We start from the raw sequence: 22,891 nt of genomic DNA, 5'->3' as shown, positions 1-22,891 counted from the left end.
GTTAATAAAAGGTAAATTTAGAAGTTAAATGTTTTTGAAATTGACGCCACAAATGTAGAATCTGCATAAGAATCAATGTCATTGCTTTCATAACCCAATGAAAAAGACCAAGTACTAATCGAGTAAGTTCCAGTTAGATGCCAGTGGGTATAGTCATCATCACCCGACTCCCATTCGTATTTATCACTATCAAAGCTCATTGAATGATCAACCCCGAGCGTCAGTGACCACCGTTCTGTGATTGGGATACTATGCGTGAGCATCACTATCCCGTGAGCAGCCCCTGTTCCAAAGTAATCCCATGCATACCAAAAGTCTAAATTTGTCTGGCCGTAATTAAACTTTGCAAAGGCTTCTGCATAGTTGTAATCAGCACTCACATCATCACCATGATAGGTATATTGGGAGAGGCCAACATCAAGCTTTAATTTTTCAGTTAGCGTAAATTTGTAGCCACCATACAGATCTCCTTCTAAATCCGTACCATCACCAAAATCTACTTGAGACACCCAGCCTCCAGCATACCAACCACTTTTTCCAAACCAATCGAGACTAACTTGAAGCGCTTCGTCTTCCTTAGTTTGACTTACGCCGTTAAATAAATAATCGGAAGCCAATGTTACGGTAGAAGATGTCGCCGCATTGACAAATAGTGGAGTAAACAACAATGGCAGCAGCCAGTATTTTTTCATCTTTAAAATCACCCTTTAATTGCAGTCATTTCAAGCATAGACCGCCGTTCCCACCCTGTCACTGATACAGTTTTATACGCTTGTTAACGTGCTTGGCATGATTATTTTCCGTTTTATAAGCGTTTGGCTGGCGGTAATAAAAAAGTACTTATTGATGCTAAAAGGCGAGTAAGCAGGTACATAAAGTGCGCTGTGAGTTATCAATAAATCACTCCACTTGCAGGACAGCGCGTAGAGGTTCTGTTAGGATGCGTTTTTTGCCTGTAGAACCTTTGGAAAAGCCCTTGAAATTGTCATTTATGTTTCGCTTACTGGTGTTATCCGCGCTGCTGTTTACGCTGACAACTCAGGCCGAGTCTGTTTATATACAAGCCGGGCCGGGGAGTTTTAATCATGCCGCACTTGACCTACTCGCCAACCGCCAGTCGCAGGAGTATGAGCGTTTTTACTCGGGCACCCCGGAGCATACTTATGCCAATGCCGCACAAGCGCAGAGCAGGGCCTTTAGCGCGCTGGCCAACTCCACTATTGAAGGACAACTGGTCCCAGCCATTGTCAATGCGATGCGTAACTACAAGGTAACGGAGCTGAGTGCTGCTGTGTATATCCCTATCGAAATGTGTGTTTTTGGATTGAAAAAGACAACTAAAATTACGCATGCAGCATCCCACCCGGCAGCCCTGAACCAAATTGGTCATTGGCTCAATGCTCATCAGGTACAAACCAAGCCCGTGCCCAAAGGCACCAACGAAGCGGCTCGCTTACTTGCAAATGGACAATTTGACCAAAACACCGTTGCCGTAGGTAGCTGCACACTTAAAGTGGTTTACCCAGAGCTGATACTGCGCGAAGTAAGCATTCAGGATAACGCGGATAACCATACGCTGTTTGGTCTGATGAAAGTGGAGAAACGGTCTCAGCCGATAAGCGAAGATGAAGCTCGCAGCGCGCTGGCGCAGGTCGTTGAAAAGGCAAATACATTGGTCAAAACGCGAACAGACTCTGCTGAGGTGCTATTCTCACATATCAACCAACGTCTTGCTCAGATGCAGCCTGTAGCACTGTTTAAAGCACAACAACACAGGCCAATTGAAGACTTATCCCGTGAAGCCACTGTGCTCTCAAAAGCGCTAGAGCAAGCCCGCCAGCAATGTCTGGATAGTGCAAGCGTTGAGGCGTTTTTCCAAGCACAAATGGATGCTGCAAAAGCTATTCAATACAGATACCGGGCACAATGGCTGGCTGAAGGCGTACCAAACGAAGATGCCAATTTGGATCAGCTAAGAAGCACATTAAATCAGCTTGGTGCAGCCATTCTTGAAACACTGACCCAGCATCTTGCCAAGCACGGTAACCTCACGGATGAACTGGCAGGCTTGTTTAACCAAATAATAAACACCGAACAGCTCTTTGCAAACGACAAAACTAGACTCTTTTCGGCACTGCAAAAGGTACGCAGGGTGGATAACTGCACTATCACTGCTTCATAAACAAATTAGCAATAAGTCGGATTAGCTGATGTCTTGACTGATCATGATTACACCAACGACATCAGCCATAAGACAATGGTTTTAAAAGAACTACCCTCTTGTTTTGGCTGCTTGACGGCTTTCCATTGCATTGATGCCCTGAATATCTGGGCCTGTTAAGCTTTCATTTTGCTTTTCACTCTTTAATTTCAGTCACTTCACGCAAAGAACCGTTTTATTGATCTGCATCCATTTACATTCATCCCGGCAAAGATAATAATGAGAATGATTTTTAATTAAGGAGTTAAATATGAAAACCTCTCTTTCCATCACTTTGCTTAGCCTAGGTGTCTTTCTGTTTTCTCATACTGCATCGGCAAACGAATGTGAACTCAGCATCGAAGCCAACGACATGATGCAGTTTTCTAAAAAATCACTCAGTGCGCCATCTAGCTGTAAAGAAATTTCAGTCACGTTAAAGCATACGGGCAAACTGCCAGCCACCACCATGGGCCACAACTGGGTGTTGAGCAAAGCAGCAGATGTTCAAGCCGTTGCAACCGATGGTATGTCGGCAGGTGCAAATAATAGCTATGTAAAGCCAAACGACAGTCGCGTTTTAGCCGTATCAAAGGTGATTGGCGGTGGCGAGCAAACCACAGTGACCTTCTCTACTGAGCAGTTAAAGCAAGGTGACAGCTACAAGTTCTTCTGTTCTTTCCCGGGCCATTTCGCCATTATGCAAGGCATTTTTACACTTAGCTAAAAGTGCTACAGAGCAGGGATCAAACCGTGACTTCCTGAAGCCTCACAGTGCAGCCCTGCTTTTGCCATATCATTAATTTATCTAATTTGTGACAATTATTACTCAAGCCTTGAAGAACATACCTATAATCATTACAATCAATTGCAAACAATAATGATTATCACCATCATGAGCTTTTTCTCAATTATACCATTTTGGTTTGCCGCAGTGTTACTCTACTTGGCAAGCCCTAAACAACGATTTTTGGCTTCATCTATTAGTAGACTCGCAGCATATCCTTTAGCCACTCTACTAATTTTGTCCGGACTTGGTATTTTAACTGTGCAATATCCTGTTATCTCTGCGATGTTAGCAGCACTTGTTATCTTGATGTTTAGTTTAGTTTCAGTAACTTTGTTAAGTGGGTATTCAATAAGACGTTTCTATCTCAGTTCAGCATTAGTCTTCTTGTTATCTCTATTTGTAGGGGGAATAAGTTATGTGGCCTAAAACCTTACTTGGATTTTCATTGGGATTATTACTGTCTATTTCTTTGGTGCTAAACCTCAACTTGTTACTACCATTTTCTGAATCGGCAAAACTCATGCTGGGTCTGATCTTAGCATTTCCTATCTGGGCGGGTTTTATCGTATGGAGCTACGCATTTCCAAGTGCAAAAGCAGCCTGCAAGCCGTTATTTGCTATTTTTATCCCTTCGCTGCTACTAAATACAGCATTATTGTTAATGAGATAAACAATGAAAAACCAAACACTAAAATCATTAACCGAAGCGCACGCCTGGATTGGACTCATTATTTCAACGGTATTATTCATCGTTTTTATCACAGGCTCACTTAGCCTATTTAGAGATAATATTCGGGGTTGGGAGCGTGCACCTCTGGCTGTACAATCAAACGAGTCAATAACCACAATTTCTTATGACAACGCCATAAACTCTATTCAACAACAATACGATGTTGATACCGATCATGGCTTTTTTATGCGAGAGCCTACGCCGCATAATCCGTTTATTGAAGTATATTTTGCAACCCATTTAGATCAGCCCCACCCGATCACGGGGGAGGATCATCAGGATCAACACCTATTGATATCACCGCAATCTGGTGAGGTACTTGCTGACGCCGATAAGTTTGAGTTTTCTACGTTGCTTTTTGAACTCCATTTCGATTTGGGGTTAGGTAGGCCTGGACTCTATTTTGTTGGAGTGATTACGTTATTTTTCTTCGTTGCTATACTAAGTGGCGTTGTGATCCATTGGCGTAAAATTGCTAAAAACTTCTTTCAATATCGCGCCGAAGGTAAAAAAGACAAATGGCTGGATGCTCATAACCTGATTGGCACGATGGGCCTACCTTTTCACATTATGTACGCCTTCACAGGGCTTGTTTTCAACCTCGTGATTATCTACCAGATTTCATACGCCGTGCTGCTCTATGGTGGCAACCAAACTGCATTACTGCAAGCAGCTGGATTTAACGAGCCAAAAATTGAGGCCATAAACCAAATACAACCCATGCAAGGCATCGATCAACTAAGAGCTCAAGCACAGGCTAAGCTTGGGGATGTTACCTTTACTATGGTTGAAATTAGCCACTTTGGTGACAAGAATGCGGTGGTGGGCTTTACAGCAAAAAGCAATGATGCTTTCTCTAATATTAAAGAAATTCAGTATAAGCTCAGTGACAATTCGCAAGTTTACCTCACAGAAAACAACTATGATAATGCGGTACGAGCGGGACTCTCTACCATTGCAAGCCTCCACTTTGGTGATTTTGCTGGATATGGCATGCGACTGGCGTTTTTATGCCTTGGTCTTGCAACCGCCTACTTAATTGTTACTGGCAATTTGATGTGGATTGACAAACGAGCAAAGCAGAAAAAGCAAAGTCCTAAAAGCCTAATGTTTGTCAAAAGACTGACCAGCGGCAGTTTTATTGGGGTGATTTTAGCGGTTGCTGTTGGCTTTACATTAACCACTTTACTTCCTGCGACGCATGCCGACAAATTAGAAACCGTCAAGTCCTCTATGTTTATAGCCTTTTTCTTCGCCCTGATAAGTAGCCAATTTGCCAAAGATGTTTTGTCCTTTAGCAAGGTGTTATTAGGACTAAGTGGGATTTGCTATTGTTTAAGTTTAGTGATGAATTTGGCCTACTTCGGTAACCAATACAACTTATTACCGCTACAAACTAAAGTAGACTTCGCGATTGTAATTGGACTAATAGCACTAATGGCCTTGATCTGTTGGAAGGCAGTGTCACGGATCAACGCCGCAGCGCAAACCACAAGCGCAACTTCGTCAGAACGAACTTCGCACCAAACTGCGAACTAAAAAAGCGGGCTTACATAGCCCGCTTTGTCTTACTCTCACAGGGAAACAATGTGAAGTTAAAACTCTGTCTTAAATCTTAGGTAGTACTCACGACCCAAATATAAAGATGAATGAATGGGATCTGCGTTATTTCCATTACCCGTCGCAAAAGGCGGCGCTTCATCCAGTAGATTGTTAACGCCCAGCGTAATTTGAGTATCAACAGAGTCTAAATGGTAGGTTACTTGAGCATTATGTGTCAGCGTGCTATCAACGGTATTGGTAAAGTTAACGATTTGGTCGCCTTGTTTAACCGATACTTCTTCTAACATTGAATCGATGTAGTAACTTTGCCAACTTGCGCTAAAGTCGTCATGCTGCCAATTAAGTGCAAAGTTAACTCTGTGCTCAGGCACCGCCATCTGGCCATTAACGCGCTGTCCGGCTCTGTCTTTGGTTGCAAGGCCTGGTTCAATGACTTCATGTTTACTCACAAATGACCAGTTTAGTGCGGTACTCAAATCACCAAATGAAAACTGCCCGATGTCAAAACGAACTTCCGCGTCCACCCCTTGACGGTTTAACGCATTGAGGTTTTCATTAAACACATCAACACCGGTGATCACCCCCTGAAACTCACCAGATTGAACACGATGTACAGAGTCGCAGTACAAACCATTATTCATACATTCACTCAATTTAGTCACCGCGCTAATGTTACCAATGGCATCTTTTAATTGGATGTCATAAAAATCTAAGGTGATTGAACCGTTAGTAAGCCAGCTCGGCTGATAAATCACCCCAAGTGTTTTGCTCGTCGCGGTTTCTGGTTCAAGTTCGGTGTTACCGCCAGTATTAGTTCTGATCTGTCCGATCGTTTCTCGGTAACTGCCATCAGCGGGAACGCCTGTGCTGACACAGTTTTGGTTTGGATTTGCTACGGCACAAGGATCGTCGCCATTTTCAAAACCAGGTAACCTTCCTTTATAAAGTTCCACCACATTAGGCGCTCTAAATGCTTGTGACCAAGTCCCTCTAAAACTCAACTGCTCATTCAACGCCCAAAATACGCCCACTTTTGAATTGGTGGTCGAACCAAACGTATCAAAGTCTGAATATCGAGTCGCGAGATTTAACTCTAGGCTCTGCGCCCAATCGTGGTCTGATAGTAGTGGTACGACAGCTTCTAGGTAGGCTTCATTGAGCGAATATTCGCCGCCAGTTGGTCTACCTAATCCATCCGTGACTAAAATATTAATAGAAACGGCATCTGTTTGATTACGCGCCTCAACTTTTTGATTTTCGATGCCAAAAGACACACCTAGGTCGCCCGCAGGCAAACTCGCCACTACGCCACTTAGGTTCGCGCTGGCGATTTTAATCTGGTTATGACCTTGTTGGATCCCCGGCCAATCACCAGAGAGATAATTTAGCATGTCCTCGGAAATTTCGGAGTCGGTACCGGGTTGGCCAAAGATATTAAGCGGCACACAACCCGCAATTAGCGCATCCGGTGTAGCACCACAGCGCAGCACGCCTTGATCATCAAAATGGGTAGGACCGACCGCATTTTTAGCCGCTGGCCAATTGAATATGCCGGTTTTTAGTCGTTTGTTTGAGTTGCGACCAAAATTGTAGGCCAACTCCCAGCTCCAATCTGCATTAAAATCACCAGAAAGCGCCATCACGATACGGTATTGGCTGTTTTCCACATGGTTCATGCGGCCATTGGTTTCTACCATTCTGCGACGCCAGTCATTGATGGCATAAGGATTACCATCTTTGTCTTTCGGACCAAATTGTTGGTTGTAATAGTTATCAGGAGAGTAAGTGAAATCTAAATACCCACCCCAAACTGGAACTAGTGGCTGAGGCGCACCATTGGTAGTGGATTTTCGATGTGAATAAAGCGCCTCGAAATTGAATACCACGTCATCCGAAAACTTCAAATTGCCAAGATCATACTCGCCAAACGCACTCATGCTATAGCGTTCAAAAGGCGTTTGTAGCAAGCTAGGCTCTTGGTAGTTGTATAAATCATTTTGTGCAAGTGATGCATCGGAGATAGTTTCACGCCACTCGCCATATTCTGGGCCTCGGGTAACAAATATTTCCTTACCGTTTTCATCCGTGACTTTTAGGTTACTCCATGGCATTGCGGAACTACCGCCTTGGCCGTAACTGCCATCCGGATTAAGTGTTAAATCATAGCGGCTAAAGTCTCTGTCGCCAGCATACACTTCTTGTTTTTCATCGTAGCTGGCACTCACCATAAAACGCCCTTTATCGCCAACAATCCCTGTTACAAGTTCCAAAGAAGTCGTATCAGCATCGCCTTCAGCGGATTGGCCAATTGAGCCACTGACCTCAAAAATATCGCCCGTTTGGCGAGTAATAATGTTTACGACACCAGACACCGCATCAGAGCCGTAAATAGAAGAGGCACCGTCCAATAGAATTTCAACACGTTCAATAATCGCTGTAGGTATAGCACTTAGGTCAACCGCAGCATCCGCGCCATTTCCCCCGTTTGGTAAGCGGCGGCCATTTAGCAAGACCAACGTGCGCTGTGCACCTAGACCGCGTAAGTCGAAGTTTGTCACGCCCGACGTATTTTCATTTTGAGAAGCATTAGGAGCACTGGCGGAAACCGTTAGATTTTGCAGCATATCACCAATATTTTTAAACCCGGTTTGCTCAATATCCGATCTAGATATTGTGGCTACCGCGCCGGGTTTACTTAGGTTTGCCCGCGCGATACGCGACCCCGTTACCATAATCTTTTCAACGGGTTCCGACGCTGCTTCCTCGGCAAACACAGGGGCCGTCCACACCATAGCGCCCGAACCACACAAGCTGGCGATTGCCAACGCCAAAGTCGTTTTTTGTTTTGTTATTGTCATAACGGTTTCCTTTGTAACGTTCCAAATTATAGTTAGACGCTGACGATAGAAAGTTTCTTATTATCACTATAGGAAATGAAATAGGTTATTTATTGCGCCTTTTTATACTGATAACACAATTAAATCGTTCCAACAAACAATTCTAGACGATTTGCGCAATATTTATTTACTTTTATTGAATATTCAAGCGTCTAATTAAAAATCATGTAATCAGTCAGATTTGGCGTGTTCACTACCCAGAGAGTCACAAATGTCGCCACTCTCTTGGTATTCAATATTGGCCTTTAAGGCCACCTAAATCTGGTAAAAAGCACTTATCGGGACTACCTTTATCTAGGGCCTGTTGACCTTTGCTGTTTGATTTTTGTTCTTCTGAGTGTGTTTTGGTCGCGACGCTCGACTTGCCGCCTAGTAATCTAGGCAAAAGTTGAGCAACAATGAACAAAGCGCACTCAGATGAACCCAAAGGGCAGCGCTTGATTAGCATTTCTACTGTGTTGCCCCACAAGGATGTGGGGTAAGGTGACTTTGCAGGAGCACAAAGTCTTTATCGCCAGACTTACATAGAGTGACTATGCTACGCTGGCTCTGCCTTGTATAAATACCAATCAAACTGCTGCAAAAACAAACTTGAAAGATCAACAGGCCCTAGGGTTTATTGGTCTTTACGATTTGATTTTTGTTCCTCTGAGCGTATTTTGCTCGCGGCGTACAACTTGCCCTATGTATACATCAATCAAACTGCTGCAGAAACAAACTTGAAAGATAAACAGGCCCTAGCAATCTTCCGTCATCGAACAAACAAGGATCTCCCATGGATAAGAAGCAAAACACACCATCGATTTGTCCTTTTGCACATGGTGCAAATACGTCGTCAGAGCATAGCGAGCACCAGTGGTGGCCAAATAGCCTGAACTTAGACATATTGCATCAGCACGATACGAAAACCGATCCGATGGATGCCGATTTTGATTACAAAAGCGCATTTAACAGCCTCGATTACCCCGCCCTGAAGAAAGATCTCGAGCAACTTATGACAGACTCGCAGCCATGGTGGCCCGCAGATTGGGGACACTATGGAGGATTAATGATCAGAATGGCATGGCACGCTGCGGGCAGTTATCGTGTTGCGGATGGTCGCGGTGGTGCAAACACGGGTAATCAGCGCTTTGCTCCGCTAAACAGCTGGCCGGACAACGGAAACTTAGATAAAGCCCGGCGTTTACTTTGGCCGATTAAAAGAAAGTATGGCAATCGTATTTCTTGGGCCGATTTAATCGTGCTGGCGGGCAACGTTGCTTATGAGTCGATGGGATTCAAAACCTTTGGTTTTGCCGGTGGCCGAGAAGATATCTGGCATCCAGAAAAAGACACCTACTGGGGCAGCGAAAAAGAGTGGCTGGCTCCCTCCAATAATTCAAACAGCCGCTATAGCGGTGAACGCGATTTAGAAAACCCGCTTGCCGCTGTGATGATGGGTCTTATCTACGTTAATCCTGAGGGCGTAGATGGTAATCCCGATCCGTTAAAAACAGCTGAAGATATGCGTGTTACCTTCGCTCGAATGGCAATGAACGATGAAGAAACCGTTGCCCTAACCGCTGGCGGACACACTGTGGGAAAAGCGCACGGAAATGGCAATGCCGATGAATTAGGCCCGGCACCAGAAGGCGCGGACTTGCATGAACAAGGTTTTGGTTGGATGAATCATAGCTCGCGTGGCATTGGCTCTGATGCAGTAACCAGTGGTATTGAAGGCGCTTGGACGACGAACCCAACTCAATGGGACAATGGCTACTTCTACTTGCTGTTAACGTACGAGTGGGAGCAGACCAAAAGCCCTGCGGGTGCATGGCAATGGCAGCCTATTAATATAAAGGAAGAAGATAAGCCGGTTGATGCTGAAGACGCATCCAAACGCTGCATGCCGATGATGACAGATGCCGATATGGCGCTGAAAATGGACCCTGCTTATCGTAAAATTTCAGAGAAGTTCTATGCCGATCCCGACTATTTTAACGATGTTTTTGCAAGAGCGTGGTTTAAGCTTACCCATCGCGACCTTGGCCCAAAAAGCCGTTATCTAGGCCCAGAAGTCCCTAACGAAGACCTGCTATGGCAAGACCCCGTCCCCAGCGTTAACTACACTCTAAACGACAGTGAAATTAGCGCACTCAAGCAACAAATTCTAGCAACCAATGTGACGCTTTCAGAATTAGTAGCCACCGCGTGGGATAGTGCTAGAACGTTTAGATATTCCGATTTTAGAGGGGGTGCAAATGGTGCGAGGATCCGCCTAGCCCCGCAAAAAGATTGGCTTGGAAATGAGCCGGAGCGTCTAGCGAAAGTACTTGCGGCATTAGAAACCGTGCAAAGTAATTTTACGCCTACCGTAAGCATGGCCGATCTAATCGTATTGGGTGGCTGCGCTGCCGTTGAACAAGCGGCTAAAAATGCCGGTGTATCAATCCAAGTGCCTTTTGCCGCTGGGCGAGGCGATGCCACAGACGAGCAAACCGACATTGAGTCATTTGATGTATTAGAGCCTGTACATGACGGTTTTCGCAATTGGCAAAAACAGCACTACAGCGTAAAACCAGAAGAAATGCTACTTGATAAAGCTCAACTGTTGGGCCTCACAGCCAAGGAAATGACCGTACTGATCGGCGGAATGCGCGTGCTAGGCACCAATCACGGGCAAACATCGCATGGCGTATTTACCGATAACGTTGGCACTTTGAGTAATGACTTTTTCGTCAACTTGACCGATATGGCATATCGCTGGGAGCCTAGCGGTGAGAACCTATATGAGATAAAAACACGCGACACGGACACGGTAAAATGGACCGCGACTCGCGTTGATCTTGTCTTTGGTTCTAATTCTATTTTGCGCGCTTACGCTGAAGTGTACGCACAAGATGATAGCAAAGAGAAGTTTGTCCGCGACTTTGTTGAGGTATGGACCAAAGTAATGAATGCAGACCGATTTGACCTAAAATAGCTGCTTATCACTCAGCCTAGCCACTGGTGCGTATATAACAGTGGCTTGGCCTGTTTATCCTATCCGCTTTATTTTTTGCAGTACTCAACTCGCCGCCTTATGGGCCAAGCTAAAGTTAACCAAGAACATATAAAATCGCTATTTCAACATGCGCTAAGCTCAGCCACAATCCAATCTCGAAACGCCTTTAATTTAGGCCACTCAAAATGGCGCTCTGGTGCGACCAAGTAATACCGATATTCACATAACCATGCAAAGTCGGGATAGATTTCTAATTGGCCTAGCTCTAAAGATTGATTCACTAAACGTCGACGTAACAAAGAAAACCCCTGCCCTGCCACCGTTGCTTGCTGTACCAACGCCGCATTATCAATTTTGAGATTACTGAATGTATGACCACTCAAATCCAGTTGTTTGTTTAGTTCAAGCCACGCATGCTCATTATCCCGGCCTTCATCATAGATAAAATTGAGTTTAGATAGCTGTTCTCGCAACGGTTTATTTGGGTCAATTAATCCAGGACGGTAGGCAAGGACTAACTCATCCTCCGCGATGAGCTCGCTTTTCAGTCCCGGATAGTTACCAAATCCAAAGCGGATCCCAATATCAATATCGTCGTGGTTAAAATCGGCGAGTTGCTCGGTTGGATCAATACGTAGCTGGTAGTCTGGTAATGCTTTGTTGAAGCTCGCCAACCTTGGCAACAGCCAACAAGTAGCAAATGAAGGCAAAACCGACAGGTTAATGGTGTTTGGGTTAGGATCTGATTTTAACGTCGACAAGCCCATTTCCATTTGCCCAAAGGCCTTGTGTAAGTAAGGCAACAAGTCTTGTCCTTGCTGAGTTAGCAATACCTTTCTTGTTTGTCGTTCAAATAACATACAACCAAGCTGTTGCTCAAGGGTTCTTATCTGTTGACTCACAGCGGCTTGAGTCACAAATAAGGCTTCCGCCGCCTGCTTAAAACTGCCTAATTCCGCCGCCGTTTTAAAATACCAAAGTCCTTTGAGTGGAGGTGATTTCATTCGCCATCTTACTTAATTAAAACTTAACTATAGGTCAGAATTTCTAGTTTGTCAGTTTTATGAATGCACACAATACTTAGCAGTGAAATCAGAGACGGAAGGAGTCTTTATCATGAAATACGCAATTATTCTTGCATTTCCTCTAGCAGCACTCGCATCAACATCCGAGCAGGTACAAACTGAAAAAGTATTTACTGATGCGGGATACCCCTACAAAAACTTAATCATGAAGGCCGAAAAAGTGGAGCTTGTTTATTCCGAAGAGCAAAACAAAACGACCTGTCGAGTTAAGGTCTATAGCGGTGATGTACTTCATGAAGGGAAGCCTATGGAGATATCGGCTAAAACGTTTTCAACCGATCCCGTCAAGGGCTGTCTTGCCCGACAAAACGCCAAACACATTTTAAGCTTGCTTTAATATGAGCTAACCCGAAATCAGAATAACAACTTATGCGCAAGCAGTTGTTATTCTTCGGTTAGTTTCAGTTAAGCAACCTGATTAATAAGTTGCTGCCGCTTGAACCAAAAAGGCGCATCACACCAACGTTTTTCCTTATTATAAAACTGCTGCTTTAGCGCTAAGTACTGATCAAACTGACGCGCTAAGTCTTGTTGATACATCTTGCTACTGTGCATAAACGCTTGAGATGTTTTGGTATTGCCGATAATGGCTGCCGCTTGGCATCCCGATGTCATGGCAAACCCTAATCCCATAGAGGAAATAGGGTCAAACGCACAAGCCGCATCCCCCACTGGTAGATAATTTTTGAGATGAGCAAAACTGTTAAAATGGCTCCCGGCAGGTCGGACCCATAGGTTTTCGTCGACCATCTTTGCCCCCTCAACACGCCTTGACATATATTTACTGCTACCTAAGTGCGCTTGCCACTGTGCCAAACGATTTAAGCGCTGCTTTGAGAGCAATTCAAAATCACTAAAATACGTTACAACTAACATATCGTTAGAAAGCGCCGCACTGTACCACCAGCCACATTCATCACTTTCAATTAGTTGAAGTTGCTCAAGCGCCCCCCGCTTTACTTTAAAGAAGGCACCAACCCCAGTAAGTCTGTCATATTGCTGAACAGCCGCTCCTAGAGATTTGCCAATAGACGAATTACGCCCTGACGCATCAACTAGATACTTGCAAACAATGGTGAACTGACCATAGTCAGGATGACTCACCACCACTGAGTAACGACCGTCTTGTAACTGAGTAATTGCTTTGCTTTTAGTGCGCGGGAACACCGTTCCACCGCGCTGGATTGTGCTTTCGAGCAAGGTTAGATCAAATATCTCGCGATTAATTTGATAGGTTGCTCTGTCTGGTGCAAAAATCGCGTGACGATTAGCAGATTTCTCACTTCCCCAAAATGCACTATTACCTTGAGTTGGAGTAAAACAGTGCGGACCGAAATCCGCTCTATCTATCTGCAAATAGTCCAATACCGAAAACACACTTGCAGATACACTTTCGCCAATTCTTAATTTTTGTAAATCAGACTGCTCGATTAAAATGACTGATAGGTCTGTGTGATTGAGCAAGTTTAATGCGGTGCTAGCCCCAGCAGGGCCAGCACCAATTACTAGCACATCACATTCGTGAGTACCATTCATATCCATTACCGTCTTGTTCGAGTACCGCTGCGAGGCACTTTTTTCGCAGCTCGTTTTTGCGTAATTGGCTTAGCCATTTTTTCTTCAAGTCCTTTTAATATTGCTTTGGCCTTAGAGCACCCGCACGACAAGTGATCTTTAAGGTCATCAGGAATATAAAACACCGGAATATCGGTTCCGTCGTCTTGGCAATTCCCAGTAATATCAGAGACAGGCACATCCTTATACGCAAACAGTTGGTGATTACGTTCGATTTCCGTAAAGTAGGGGAAATTCGGTTCATCACTATTTTGATTGCGGATAAAACCAAGTGCCGACCAATGCTCAACCATTTGCACAAAACTATTGATACCACGTGCATAGTTGACTTGCTGGCCTGCAGGCAGATGGGTAAGTGATTGATCATCAAATTGATTCGTCAATACATCCCAAGGGCTTTGTGGTGGCCACCAGTAACTATAGTAAGTTGGGGCAGCTGGCACCATTTGCGGATCGTCTTCCGTGCCAACGTTCACTTTATTCACCGTTGGCTCGGTAAAGTTCACATTTTGAATAGTACAGTTGAAAAAGTCTGCTTGCCACGGGCATGCCATGCGCTTGGTTAAATCTCCAGGCTGACATCCACCGCCTTCGCACTCATCACGCTCAGCATCCAAACCGCTCGGAAAGCCATTACCCATGCTTTGATCTTTGATGATATAAGGCGCCGCGTACACTGCTGGATTTTGTAAACTCCACGTTACCTCAATCCCTGGACACATAGGTAAGCCAACGCAATTACCCACGCTACCTTGATCCGCATAAAATACGCCAAACTCATCGACTGCGCTCTGTGGCGCTGAAGGTTTAGCACTTGAAAAGTTACCAGCGGCCCACTGACTCAGTAAGAAGTATTGAGTCTGCGTTAACGTCAGAAACTTATCGACAATATTGTCTTCAGCGTTGCTCACAGAGTTACTACCAGAGTTCATTGGCATCAGTGGTAAATTACCCTCAATACCATACTCGAATAGTTGCTGATTGGTTTGCTCGTTTGGCGGAGTTTGCTGCACTGTGGCTGGGTCAACTGGCTGTCTAAAGTACTTAAAGTAAGCCTGACGATTGGCTTTATTATCTTCAGAGTTGTCTTTAAAATCAAAAATATTGGAAACAAATGCCGACATAGATTGGACATTTGATACCCACTGATAACGGCTAATACGCTGGATAATCGGCTCAATATCTTGGTAATAATTTGCCTGATAAGAAGACTGATACTCACCATCGCTGTATAGCTCAGGACATAAGTTTTGTTCGCGCACCGCAACGTCAAACATAGTATCACTGAGGTTGGAGATATTAACGATTTCCGGTGCAAAATCCGGAGAGCCAACAATTACCCAAGCAGAGAGTTGCAAGGTTTTACCATCGTCAAACGTAACCGTGCAATACACAGTTCCATCCGCAATATCATCATGCCATGTGTCCGCACCACCGTAAGATTCAAGAGGCTGGTTACCACCCGCATTCCCTTTACCGCCAAGTACCACTAAGCGGCCTTCGTTATCGGTTAAAATGTCTCCGAGAGACTTTATTTCAGTGCCTTGGCACGGTTTGGGAGGGAAACTAACCGGATATCCTGCAGGCGCACTGGCGGCGTCAAATTCAGCCTTTGCATTTGCGCCAGATATCGTTCTTGGACCTGGGTCAATAATTAAGCTTCGGCGATCCGTTGCATCCGCATTACGCCAAGGCGTGTTGCGATTGCTATAACTATTATCTTGACCATAGAGTAAGTTGCCTTGTAATTCATTAAACTCATACCATGCCGCCTTTTTATTAGCGACGTGTACAGTCCAACTAATGGATTTAACGTTATCGCTCGATAACGTAAGCTCATTGTTATTTTCGTCAATGATTTTAAAGGGTTGGCCCTGTCTGCGGATCCGGCCTTCTGCATCTTTAAACTGACTGACAGGGCTGTCTATCTTATTGCCCCATTCATCGGATTCAAACGGTAAACCACCTATTTTGTCTGGTGCTAAATAAAACTGACCATCGCTATTACCGAGTCTTGCGACACCGACAGAGGGGTGAAGTGAATAGTTCATATTTATATCCTTTAGATATAGTAACCACGGCACAAAACAACACACTTGTTAACAAAAGATACTCAAGTGTGCGCTAACTTTCGCTTAAATTGATTCCCAGCTAAGTAGAGTAACTGTAGCACCAGCAAGAAAATGTGCATATTTCACGTCATTACAGAACATAAAACACGAACAAAATAAACTGTAACAATCTGATATTAAATAAAAATTACTTTTATCTTTTTTAAGCCATGTAAGAGGCAAACACTCACCAAACAAATCAGGTGATAAAAAACCTATTAGTTACAAACAAAAATCAATTGAAACATTTATTTCACAAACTATAATCTTTGCCCCTACATTGAGTAAAAACTCTATTTTTGCTTTTGGTTTTCAAGGAGTAGATATGAAAATAAAGCCTCTTACAATTTCACTAGGACTTGCATTAAGCAGCACAGTTCAAGCATTCACCCAATTTGGTGGACAAGGGATCATGCCCATGGGACATGAATGGTTAACCCGCACCGCAGCACTAGAGGTGCTGGATGCCGAACATATTATCGAACCAGATCCCAACGACCCCAGACACGCTTGGCGCTATGGTCTGGCAAAAAACATCGCGCTACATACCGCACAAGATGAAATTACTCGACTTCAGTCCCAGTTAAACAATAACCCACTCTATGAACCAAGATACGACAGTGTGAATTCCGCCATTGTCGGTGAGCGTTGGGTTGATATTGCTGGATTTAACGTCACCAACGCCAGTACCGATCCTACCGGCCCAAACTGTTTTAGCGCAGTATCGCAAGAACCGGCTGACATTCAGCTAGATCACTTTATGCGCCGCTATGATGATATTGCAGGCCAAGGTGGTGTAGATGCAGCTTATCGCGCGCAAAAACGTTTTGTTCAACATTTTATTGATGCGGCCATGGCTGAGGAGAAGCGCCTCAAAGTGTGGGATGGTGGTGGTCACGCAGCTCTCGCGGAAGTAGATCATAATTACTTTTTGTTTGGCCGTGCCGTTCACCTATTTCAAGACTCATTTAGTCCAGAACATACGGTAAGGCTCCCACAAGATAACTACGAAAAGGTTTGGCAAGTAAAAGCTTACCTTTGTTCTGAAGGTGCCGAGCAGCATTCGCACGACACCAAAGATGTGCTCAACTTCGCCAGTGGCGATGTAATTTGGCGAGCGAATACACGCTTAGAATCTGGTTGGCAGTCTTATCGTATTAGTAGCATGAAACCGGTTGCAATTGTCGCGCTGGAGGCCAGTAAAGATCTCTGGGCTGCGTTTATTCGCACAATGGCAATACCAAAAGCACAAAGACGTAGCGTAGCCGAGCAAGAAGCACAGCGACTAGTACAAAACTGGTTGTCGTTTGACGAGGCCGCAATGCTGGCTTGGTATGAGGACGAAAGTAAACGTGACCATACTTATGTACTGGCCCCTAATGAGTCAGGAAAAGGGAAGTCACTTGAAGCCTGTATGACGGAGCTAAATGTAGGCACAACTAGCCAAACAGAGCGTGTTGCACAGCTAGATGCAGAGCGAAACCAATGTCTTTTTAATATCGAAGCCGAACCTGGTTTTGAAGATCTTAACGACCCACACTTAGATATTCCCTACAACTGGCGCTGGAAATCTCTAACCTGGCAAACGCCACCAAGCGGCTGGACATATCCGCAGTTAAGTGCAGACACGGGCACACAAATCACGATAAAGTCGCCCGTAAATAATCAGTATTTAGCAGCACAACCCCTGAACAATGACACCCGAATTACCTTTAGTCCAACTGAGCCTCTCGATTTAATTCAGGTAACCAATGCTGAGGGTCAGCACTATTTTAGAGCCACTCAGGCCCCTTCACTGTTTTTAAGTTACAGCAGCAAAAGCGCCGGCTATCTCAAACTCGTAGACTCTCCTAAGCAAGCACTCTACGCATTGATTTATCAAGGTGGTGTTTGGAATATCAAAAATCAATTTTGGCAGCAATATATTTGGTTTAACCAAGCGCAAAACCAACCTGAGTTAAATCGCCATGGCGAACCGGACCAGTTATCCGCAAAGTGGATGATTGAACCGTTTTAAAACGATTTATACCAGTTGTATTAAGTAAATGATCTATCTTGAAGCGGGGAAATAGCTTTAGTAGCAAGGCAAAAATTTTGCTATTTAGTTGTTCTAAATGAGAAATTTTTAACGAAGCTAATATGCTATTTCACCCTTCAAATTGATTAGAGAATTAATTCAATTGGTATTAACCTACACTAAGCTTGATACCAATGCATCAATAGTCTTATTCAACCTAGGTATAAGTACTCTTGACGCATTGGCTTATCATATTGAGCTCTGTTGCTCTTTCAAGCTTTTTGCACCAGTTTACTTAGTTGTTGCGCCTCGTTAATCTATATCAGCATGACGGTAACATATTGAAAATAAAGAGTTCACCTTGTCGCTCTTTGCTGCTCAACCTTTGCATCTAGCCTACTCGCAGCAAGTCAAGCACCGAGACTAGGACATTCCAAGAACAAAAACCAAACAACACCGAACGACAAGTACTGAAGCCTACTCTGTCACTTTGTCGGCTACGAGTAAAATTTGTCTCTCATAGTCTTCCAAGCCAAAGGTAGACGCTAAACTTCCACCATTTAAGTCCATATACATTACCCCAGCTTCAGACGCTAAAGGCGTAGCTGACCAAACGTATGCATACCCGCCTTCTGCTTCAGCGATAGCAAAAATATTAGGAAAAACCGTTTGGTTTACCGCAGGGTTAACACAGGCAACTTCACGGATTGAGTTAAGCTCCTTGATATTAGGCAAACGCCAATTCTTAATACCCGCGTATTGATAAATTGCATGACCTGGAGAAGTCCGGATCTTTTCTGCTGTTTTAAGGGCATCTTGCCAGTACATAGCGGTTGGCATTCCATCACAACTTGAAGTTTGTGCATTAAAAGTTTGCCCAATACTACAGCGCATCCAAGTAAGCTGTGTTGCTCTATCAGTTACTGTACCATCTTTATTATCGATAAAACCTACGCTAGGTGAAGAGCGCTCGATAGTTTGTGAACACGCTTGCTCAATAGCCTGTACAGTAAAGCACATTGATAAAGACAAAGTGACTAATAAATATCTCATTTTTCTGCTCCTAAAGTTACAAGCCTCACAGGTAATACACTTGGATATTCACATTCTTGTGCACTATCACAGTATTCATAAGAAGTCGTTGCACCAATATAACCACCGTTAAACCCAAGCGCCCACATGTGGGGGGCATAGTACATAGAAGTGTGCCATTCTATCGATGGCGTTGCTGTCCATATGTCTCCGGCATGTGTTTCTGGGAAGTAATTAACGTCTACTCCAAGTAAAACATCGCCGTCATTCTTATCTGTGCTCGCAAAGTGCACTAAGCTATACAACTCGTTGAATTTAGGTAACTTCCAGCCAGAGTATCCACACAACCCGACACCGTTGTTTAGATTGTTTATGTAACTTTCATATTGCGATACTGTGCATACACCTTCTGCATTATCACAACTGGCTTCAGCCACTTCAGCAGGAAAAATCGATTCGCGGTCGCTAGGTTTAAATGCAAACAACGTGTCTTTGTGGCGAATACCTGCGTTTGCATCTTTTACTTCCCAAATTAGCCCTGTTTGTAAGTCTTTTACACAGCTCCATTGTTCAGCATCAGCTGCAAGCATTTCACCTGTACTACTGAGTTTTACATAACTGAAACCCGCAGCACCATCCGCATCATTATTTTGTGTAAGATCAAGGCCATAATCTGCGTCTTGACCTGGAAAGTCCGCAACAGAAGCGGTATTGTAAAAGCCATCTAGGTTAGCGAATGCAGTGACCCCAGTGTCAGTCATAGGGAACCCTACGGACCAGTTTAATGCATTCGCAACAAAACTATCTAGCTGATTAAAATGACTATTGTTTTTTATCGCGGTAATAATATCTGCAAGTTGAATCGCAAAGCCCGCAAGAATAGCCCCCTTATTTTCACTTTGCTGTTGCGCAGCCTGCCACAATTTTACAAATTCAGTATTGAAGTTTGCTAAGTCTGCGCTTTGCGCTGTCAATAAAGTATCCGCTGACAAAGACAGTGATAAGCCATCGTTAAGTGTAGAAACAACAGCCTCAATTGCTCGCTCTCTACTTATGCCTTGTATCATATTCGCGTAAACCAGAGTCGTTGCAGGTGTCATTACGATACTAGCGTCATTCGCAACTGCGGCTGGCGCACTGAGTATCATCACATTGCCTTCTGTCACAATGTAGCTCTGGTTAAGAATTGCAACATCTTCACTTGTTAATGTTGCGGTTCCATCTGTAATTGAAGTTTGCACCTCGACACTGTCACACACTAAGTTTTCGTTGCTATCTGCGCATAAAGTACCGGTTACTGCGTTATCAACGCTGATCGAAACCGAATAACTAATTGGGTCTACCGTTGTCTCATTTTCAGTATTTGTTTTAGTGTCACCACTCCCCCCACCGCAGGCACTGAGACCTACAACCGAAAGCGCAAGCGCAAGCGGTTTCAATTTAAATGTCATGTTTACTCCTAGTGTGTATTTTGAGTCGCCTAAGCCCAATTAAAATTAAACCAATATTTAGCCAATACAGGCTGCCACTCGTGTTGTCATTTATTTTTTCTAGATGATTATCTTGGTCATCTGTATGTTCTTTATCGTCGGATGCAGAATGACAGTGATAATCGGTAACTTGTGAAAGCTGCCAAGCTTTAAGCGTAGGCGTATTAATTAGTTCGGAGAAATCAGGCTTGTGGTCTACAACCTGAAGCTGCCACTGGCCGTTGAATGACTGGCCTTCAAGTGGCGAGAAATCTACGTTTGCAACATCAGAAGGCAGACTAAATTCAAATTTTGAATGTGGGTAGTAGCTTTGATCCCAAATGACTACGGCAACACCCGCAGGGCTAATTAACTTTATACTTACTTGGCTCAAGTCATTGTGTTCAAGCTGTAATTCAAATTTAAGGTCATCGCTAACCTGCAGAGATTGCTGCTCTACATCAAGGTAAAAGTTGGTGATCCCCTTACTGTGCACAACTCCACTAGGTTCTCCGGTTGCGTCTTTAAGTATGCCTCCCTCACCTTTTACAACAAATAGATTTGGCTGGCCTAAGGTAACTTCTAGTTGCTGTAGGCTTTGATTCAATACTGGGATCCCTGTCGAATACTTCTCCAATACCGGAACAAAAGCACTCATCCCACAACTCAATTCAAACGCATCATCGAAGGTGATGGAAAAAGTGTGTGTTATCGAATCTCCAGCCTTAATATCGCCAACCTGTTGAGTTGCGATTTTTATTGTTGAGTCCTCAGTTGACGCGAACTGGATATCTTTAAGCGAGTAAGGGCTGATATTTTTGATATTCACGACCACAGAGGGATCTGAGGTGAGAGTATCAATGACCTTGGCTTGTTCAATTACCAATAATTTTGGCAACAAGTTATGATGACTAAAATGCCGTTGTAAAATGTCGGCATAGTGTTCATTGGGGTACAGGCGCTTTGCCATGTCGAGTGTAGACAGCGCTAAATTGGGCATAGTGATCCCCGCCCCTAGGCCAAACATAGCTTCAATAACAATCTTCTCCATGTCATTCATGCCTTTCACACCATAATGCGCTTCAGCTTCTTTGAAGGATTGAAATAATGGTGTGGACCAAAGCTGATCACCTAGGGAACCTGCAACATGAATATGGGCTGGGTAGTGATAATTTGGATTATACCTAGCTTTACTATCATTTAACGTTCTTGGTCTACGTTGTCCAAAACGAGCATCCCAGTTAAACATAACATCCGGCTCAAACTCGTAGCCTTGCGGATCTCGGTAACTATGACTTGCGGCGAGAAAATCGGCATACCCTTCCCCAATTGCACCGCTATCCGCACCGTCGTCATAGGGATTGATGAAGTTAGTAACACTGTGTCCATATTCATGCCATATTACATCAGCATCCTGCGCGTCAGCATGCCCCCCAACTCCTAATAAAATCCGTTTTTGGTGAAATGAATATGCCGACTGGTCATTATAAGAACCTTGTGCATCTATGGTGATCGGCGCATAGTGGATCAACTTATCGCCAGTAAAACCCAATTCCTGCAAATGACGCTGAGCAGAATCGACGTGAAAATAGGCCATTTGTTGTAAAAAGCTGGCAGAGCTATGATGATTTTTTGCTACACCAGCTACAGGTAACATTTCCACAACTTCATGTGGTTCTGCAAAGTCAGTTACTCGAGCATAAGGCCCCGTCAGTGCTAACTGGTTGCCAATTAGCGTTAAATCTTTAAGCTCAACAAGTCTAAATGCTGCATCCGCAAATTCAGTCTGCGGTGTAAACTGTTGCTCAATGTCTTCACTCATTAAGCTAGTTTTTGGGTCTGGATCAAATAACCATGACTGCTTGATTCGACCTGAATATTCAGGCTCAACTTCACTTTGGTAGGCAGGAATAGCGCCGCGTTGACCAAGGATTTTAGTGGCATCAGCATCAATAAAATAATGCTGAGTAACGACTTCACCTTGCAAGGTTTCACTTACTAATACGTTCCAAACAAATCTTAAACCTTGCTGCTCAAGCCACCACCCTCGCTTAATTTCTTCTATCGAAAAATGGTCAACTTGTTTATCAATTAATGCACCAACCTGCTCAATAGACGGAGCAACAGAAACCGTGCCTTCATCCACGTTTAACGTCGAAAAACGAGAAACATACAATCGAAATGCTAGTCCTTGTTGATCCGTTGCAACACTATCCACGATATTAAATATTGGCAAAGCGTCATAAGTAGGCATAAAGCTATAATAATTACCAAACTGACCTTTACGACGGTAAGAAAATTGATATTTTCTTGCTAACTTGGTTTCAAGTAACTGTTCAGCTTGTTGTGAATTAATAGCACGACCAGTAACAAACTGAAGCTCTGCCGCGGTCGCACCTAGGTGCCACAGTAGCAATAGTAATAATGGTTTTTTCAAGA

General features: G+C 44.0%; 17 protein-coding genes. 8 read left to right on the top strand and 9 right to left on the bottom strand.

All coding sequences use genetic code 11. The annotated features are described in order from the left end of the window. Window positions 1-17: 17 nt before the first annotated feature. Window positions 18-692 (bottom strand): TorF family putative porin, encoded by a 675-nt coding sequence (locus PNC201_RS22815; protein ID WP_102058559.1) that lies wholly within the window; start codon window positions 690-692, stop codon window positions 18-20. Between the two features lie 284 nt (window positions 693-976). Here PNC201_RS22815 and aroQ point away from each other — a divergent pair, with 284 nt between their 5' ends. The 5 genes from aroQ to PNC201_RS22795 all read left to right on the top strand — a co-directional run bounded on the left by aroQ (window position 977) and on the right by PNC201_RS22795 (window position 5,259). Next, complete coding sequence (gene aroQ, locus PNC201_RS22810) at window positions 977-2,182, top strand: gamma subclass chorismate mutase AroQ (protein ID WP_233525274.1); 1,206 nt, start codon at window positions 977-979, stop codon at window positions 2,180-2,182. A gap of 289 nt (window positions 2,183-2,471) precedes the next feature. After that, a complete protein-coding gene (gene azu, locus PNC201_RS22805; RefSeq protein ID WP_102058557.1) occupies window positions 2,472-2,927 on the top strand; it encodes an azurin in 456 nt (151 codons plus the stop codon). A 153-nt stretch (window positions 2,928-3,080) separates the two neighbouring features. Further along, window positions 3,081-3,416 carry a hypothetical protein gene (locus PNC201_RS23600; protein WP_157782821.1) on the top strand — a complete coding sequence of 112 codons (336 nt, stop codon included), beginning with the start codon at window positions 3,081-3,083 and terminating at the stop codon, window positions 3,414-3,416. After that, complete coding sequence (locus tag PNC201_RS22800; RefSeq protein ID WP_010607471.1) at window positions 3,406-3,660, top strand: hypothetical protein; 255 nt, start codon at window positions 3,406-3,408, stop codon at window positions 3,658-3,660. The genes PNC201_RS23600 and PNC201_RS22800 overlap by 11 nt, the downstream gene beginning before the upstream one ends. A 3-nt stretch (window positions 3,661-3,663) precedes the next feature. Continuing rightward, the gene (locus tag PNC201_RS22795) at window positions 3,664-5,259 is read left to right on the top strand and encodes a PepSY-associated TM helix domain-containing protein (RefSeq protein ID WP_102058556.1); all 1,596 of its coding nucleotides are present in this window, start codon (window positions 3,664-3,666) and stop codon (window positions 5,257-5,259) included. A 56-nt stretch (window positions 5,260-5,315) separates the two neighbouring features. Here the strand turns inward: PNC201_RS22795 and PNC201_RS22790 are convergent, their stop codons facing one another. Both PNC201_RS22790 and PNC201_RS22785 read right to left on the bottom strand, forming a co-directional pair. Continuing rightward, on the bottom strand, window positions 5,316-8,141 hold the full coding sequence (locus tag PNC201_RS22790) for a TonB-dependent receptor plug domain-containing protein (RefSeq protein ID WP_102058555.1): 2,826 nt from the start codon (window positions 8,139-8,141) through the stop codon (window positions 5,316-5,318). A 271-nt stretch (window positions 8,142-8,412) separates the two neighbouring features. Then, the gene (locus tag PNC201_RS22785; protein WP_102058554.1) at window positions 8,413-8,628 is read right to left on the bottom strand and encodes a hypothetical protein; all 216 of its coding nucleotides are present in this window, start codon (window positions 8,626-8,628) and stop codon (window positions 8,413-8,415) included. Window positions 8,629-8,955: 327 nt separating this feature from the next. On the opposite strand from PNC201_RS22785, the gene katG reads away from it, so the two are divergent. Then, window positions 8,956-11,142 (top strand): catalase/peroxidase HPI, encoded by a 2,187-nt coding sequence (gene katG, locus PNC201_RS22780; protein WP_102058553.1) that lies wholly within the window; start codon window positions 8,956-8,958, stop codon window positions 11,140-11,142. 143 nt (window positions 11,143-11,285) lie between these two features. Here the strand turns inward: katG and PNC201_RS22775 are convergent, their stop codons facing one another. Beyond that, window positions 11,286-12,167 (bottom strand): LysR substrate-binding domain-containing protein, encoded by an 882-nt coding sequence (locus PNC201_RS22775; RefSeq protein WP_010607467.1) that lies wholly within the window; start codon window positions 12,165-12,167, stop codon window positions 11,286-11,288. A 112-nt stretch (window positions 12,168-12,279) separates the two neighbouring features. On the opposite strand from PNC201_RS22775, the gene PNC201_RS22770 reads away from it, so the two are divergent. After that, window positions 12,280-12,585 (top strand): hypothetical protein, encoded by a 306-nt coding sequence (locus PNC201_RS22770; protein WP_010607466.1) that lies wholly within the window; start codon window positions 12,280-12,282, stop codon window positions 12,583-12,585. Between the two features lie 68 nt (window positions 12,586-12,653). Here PNC201_RS22770 and lodB read toward each other — a convergent pair whose 3' ends face one another. Then, window positions 12,654-13,784 (bottom strand): lysine-epsilon-oxidase maturase LodB, encoded by a 1,131-nt coding sequence (gene lodB, locus PNC201_RS22765; protein ID WP_227387810.1) that lies wholly within the window; start codon window positions 13,782-13,784, stop codon window positions 12,654-12,656. A 5-nt stretch (window positions 13,785-13,789) separates the two neighbouring features. Beyond that, a complete protein-coding gene (lodA, locus tag PNC201_RS22760; RefSeq protein ID WP_102058552.1) occupies window positions 13,790-15,874 on the bottom strand; it encodes a CTQ-dependent lysine 6-oxidase LodA in 2,085 nt (694 codons plus the stop codon). Window positions 15,875-16,259: 385 nt separating this feature from the next. Here lodA and PNC201_RS22755 point away from each other — a divergent pair, with 385 nt between their 5' ends. Beyond that, complete coding sequence (locus PNC201_RS22755; protein ID WP_102058551.1) at window positions 16,260-17,951, top strand: hemolysin D; 1,692 nt, start codon at window positions 16,260-16,262, stop codon at window positions 17,949-17,951. 477 nt (window positions 17,952-18,428) lie between these two features. On the opposite strand, the gene PNC201_RS22750 is transcribed toward PNC201_RS22755, so the two are convergent. Genes PNC201_RS22750 through PNC201_RS22740 form a run of 3 tightly spaced genes read right to left on the bottom strand, consistent with a single transcriptional unit; the run spans window position 18,429 to window position 22,889 of the window. Next, a complete protein-coding gene (locus PNC201_RS22750) occupies window positions 18,429-19,004 on the bottom strand; it encodes an Lcl C-terminal domain-containing protein (protein WP_010607462.1) in 576 nt (191 codons plus the stop codon). Next, the gene (locus PNC201_RS22745) at window positions 19,001-20,434 is read right to left on the bottom strand and encodes an Lcl C-terminal domain-containing protein (RefSeq protein WP_102058550.1); all 1,434 of its coding nucleotides are present in this window, start codon (window positions 20,432-20,434) and stop codon (window positions 19,001-19,003) included. Before PNC201_RS22745 ends, PNC201_RS22750 begins: the two co-directional genes overlap by 4 nt. Beyond that, on the bottom strand, window positions 20,424-22,889 hold the full coding sequence (locus tag PNC201_RS22740; RefSeq protein ID WP_102058549.1) for a proprotein convertase P-domain-containing protein: 2,466 nt from the start codon (window positions 22,887-22,889) through the stop codon (window positions 20,424-20,426). The genes PNC201_RS22745 and PNC201_RS22740 overlap by 11 nt, the downstream gene beginning before the upstream one ends. Window positions 22,890-22,891 lie beyond the last annotated feature (2 nt).

The organism is Pseudoalteromonas sp. NC201 (assembly GCF_002850255.1).
Taxonomy (GTDB): Bacteria; Pseudomonadota; Gammaproteobacteria; order Enterobacterales; family Alteromonadaceae; genus Pseudoalteromonas.
This window is presented reverse-complemented; position numbering and strand designations above follow the sequence as displayed.

What these genes read in the sequence shown, in the direction of transcription:
- PNC201_RS23600 (WP_157782821.1), top strand. Translation starts at nt 3,081, where the DNA reads ATGATTATCACCATCATGAGCTTTTTCTCAATTATACCATTTTGGTTT.
- katG (WP_102058553.1), top strand. Translation starts at nt 8,956, where the DNA reads ATGGATAAGAAGCAAAACACACCATCGATTTGTCCTTTTGCACATGGT.
- PNC201_RS22770 (WP_010607466.1), top strand. Translation starts at nt 12,280, where the DNA reads ATGAAATACGCAATTATTCTTGCATTTCCTCTAGCAGCACTCGCATCA.
- PNC201_RS22775 (WP_010607467.1), bottom strand. Translation starts at nt 12,167, where the DNA reads ATGAAATCACCTCCACTCAAAGGACTTTGGTATTTTAAAACGGCGGCG.
- PNC201_RS22815 (WP_102058559.1), bottom strand. Translation starts at nt 692, where the DNA reads ATGAAAAAATACTGGCTGCTGCCATTGTTGTTTACTCCACTATTTGTC.
- PNC201_RS22755 (WP_102058551.1), top strand. Translation starts at nt 16,260, where the DNA reads ATGAAAATAAAGCCTCTTACAATTTCACTAGGACTTGCATTAAGCAGC.
- lodA (WP_102058552.1), bottom strand. Translation starts at nt 15,874, where the DNA reads ATGAACTATTCACTTCACCCCTCTGTCGGTGTCGCAAGACTCGGTAAT.
- azu (WP_102058557.1), top strand. Translation starts at nt 2,472, where the DNA reads ATGAAAACCTCTCTTTCCATCACTTTGCTTAGCCTAGGTGTCTTTCTG.
- PNC201_RS22795 (WP_102058556.1), top strand. Translation starts at nt 3,664, where the DNA reads ATGAAAAACCAAACACTAAAATCATTAACCGAAGCGCACGCCTGGATT.
- PNC201_RS22790 (WP_102058555.1), bottom strand. Translation starts at nt 8,141, where the DNA reads ATGACAATAACAAAACAAAAAACGACTTTGGCGTTGGCAATCGCCAGC.
- PNC201_RS22785 (WP_102058554.1), bottom strand. Translation starts at nt 8,628, where the DNA reads ATGCTAATCAAGCGCTGCCCTTTGGGTTCATCTGAGTGCGCTTTGTTC.
- PNC201_RS22800 (WP_010607471.1), top strand. Translation starts at nt 3,406, where the DNA reads ATGTGGCCTAAAACCTTACTTGGATTTTCATTGGGATTATTACTGTCT.
- lodB (WP_227387810.1), bottom strand. Translation starts at nt 13,784, where the DNA reads ATGAATGGTACTCACGAATGTGATGTGCTAGTAATTGGTGCTGGCCCT.
- PNC201_RS22745 (WP_102058550.1), bottom strand. Translation starts at nt 20,434, where the DNA reads ATGACATTTAAATTGAAACCGCTTGCGCTTGCGCTTTCGGTTGTAGGT.
- PNC201_RS22750 (WP_010607462.1), bottom strand. Translation starts at nt 19,004, where the DNA reads ATGAGATATTTATTAGTCACTTTGTCTTTATCAATGTGCTTTACTGTA.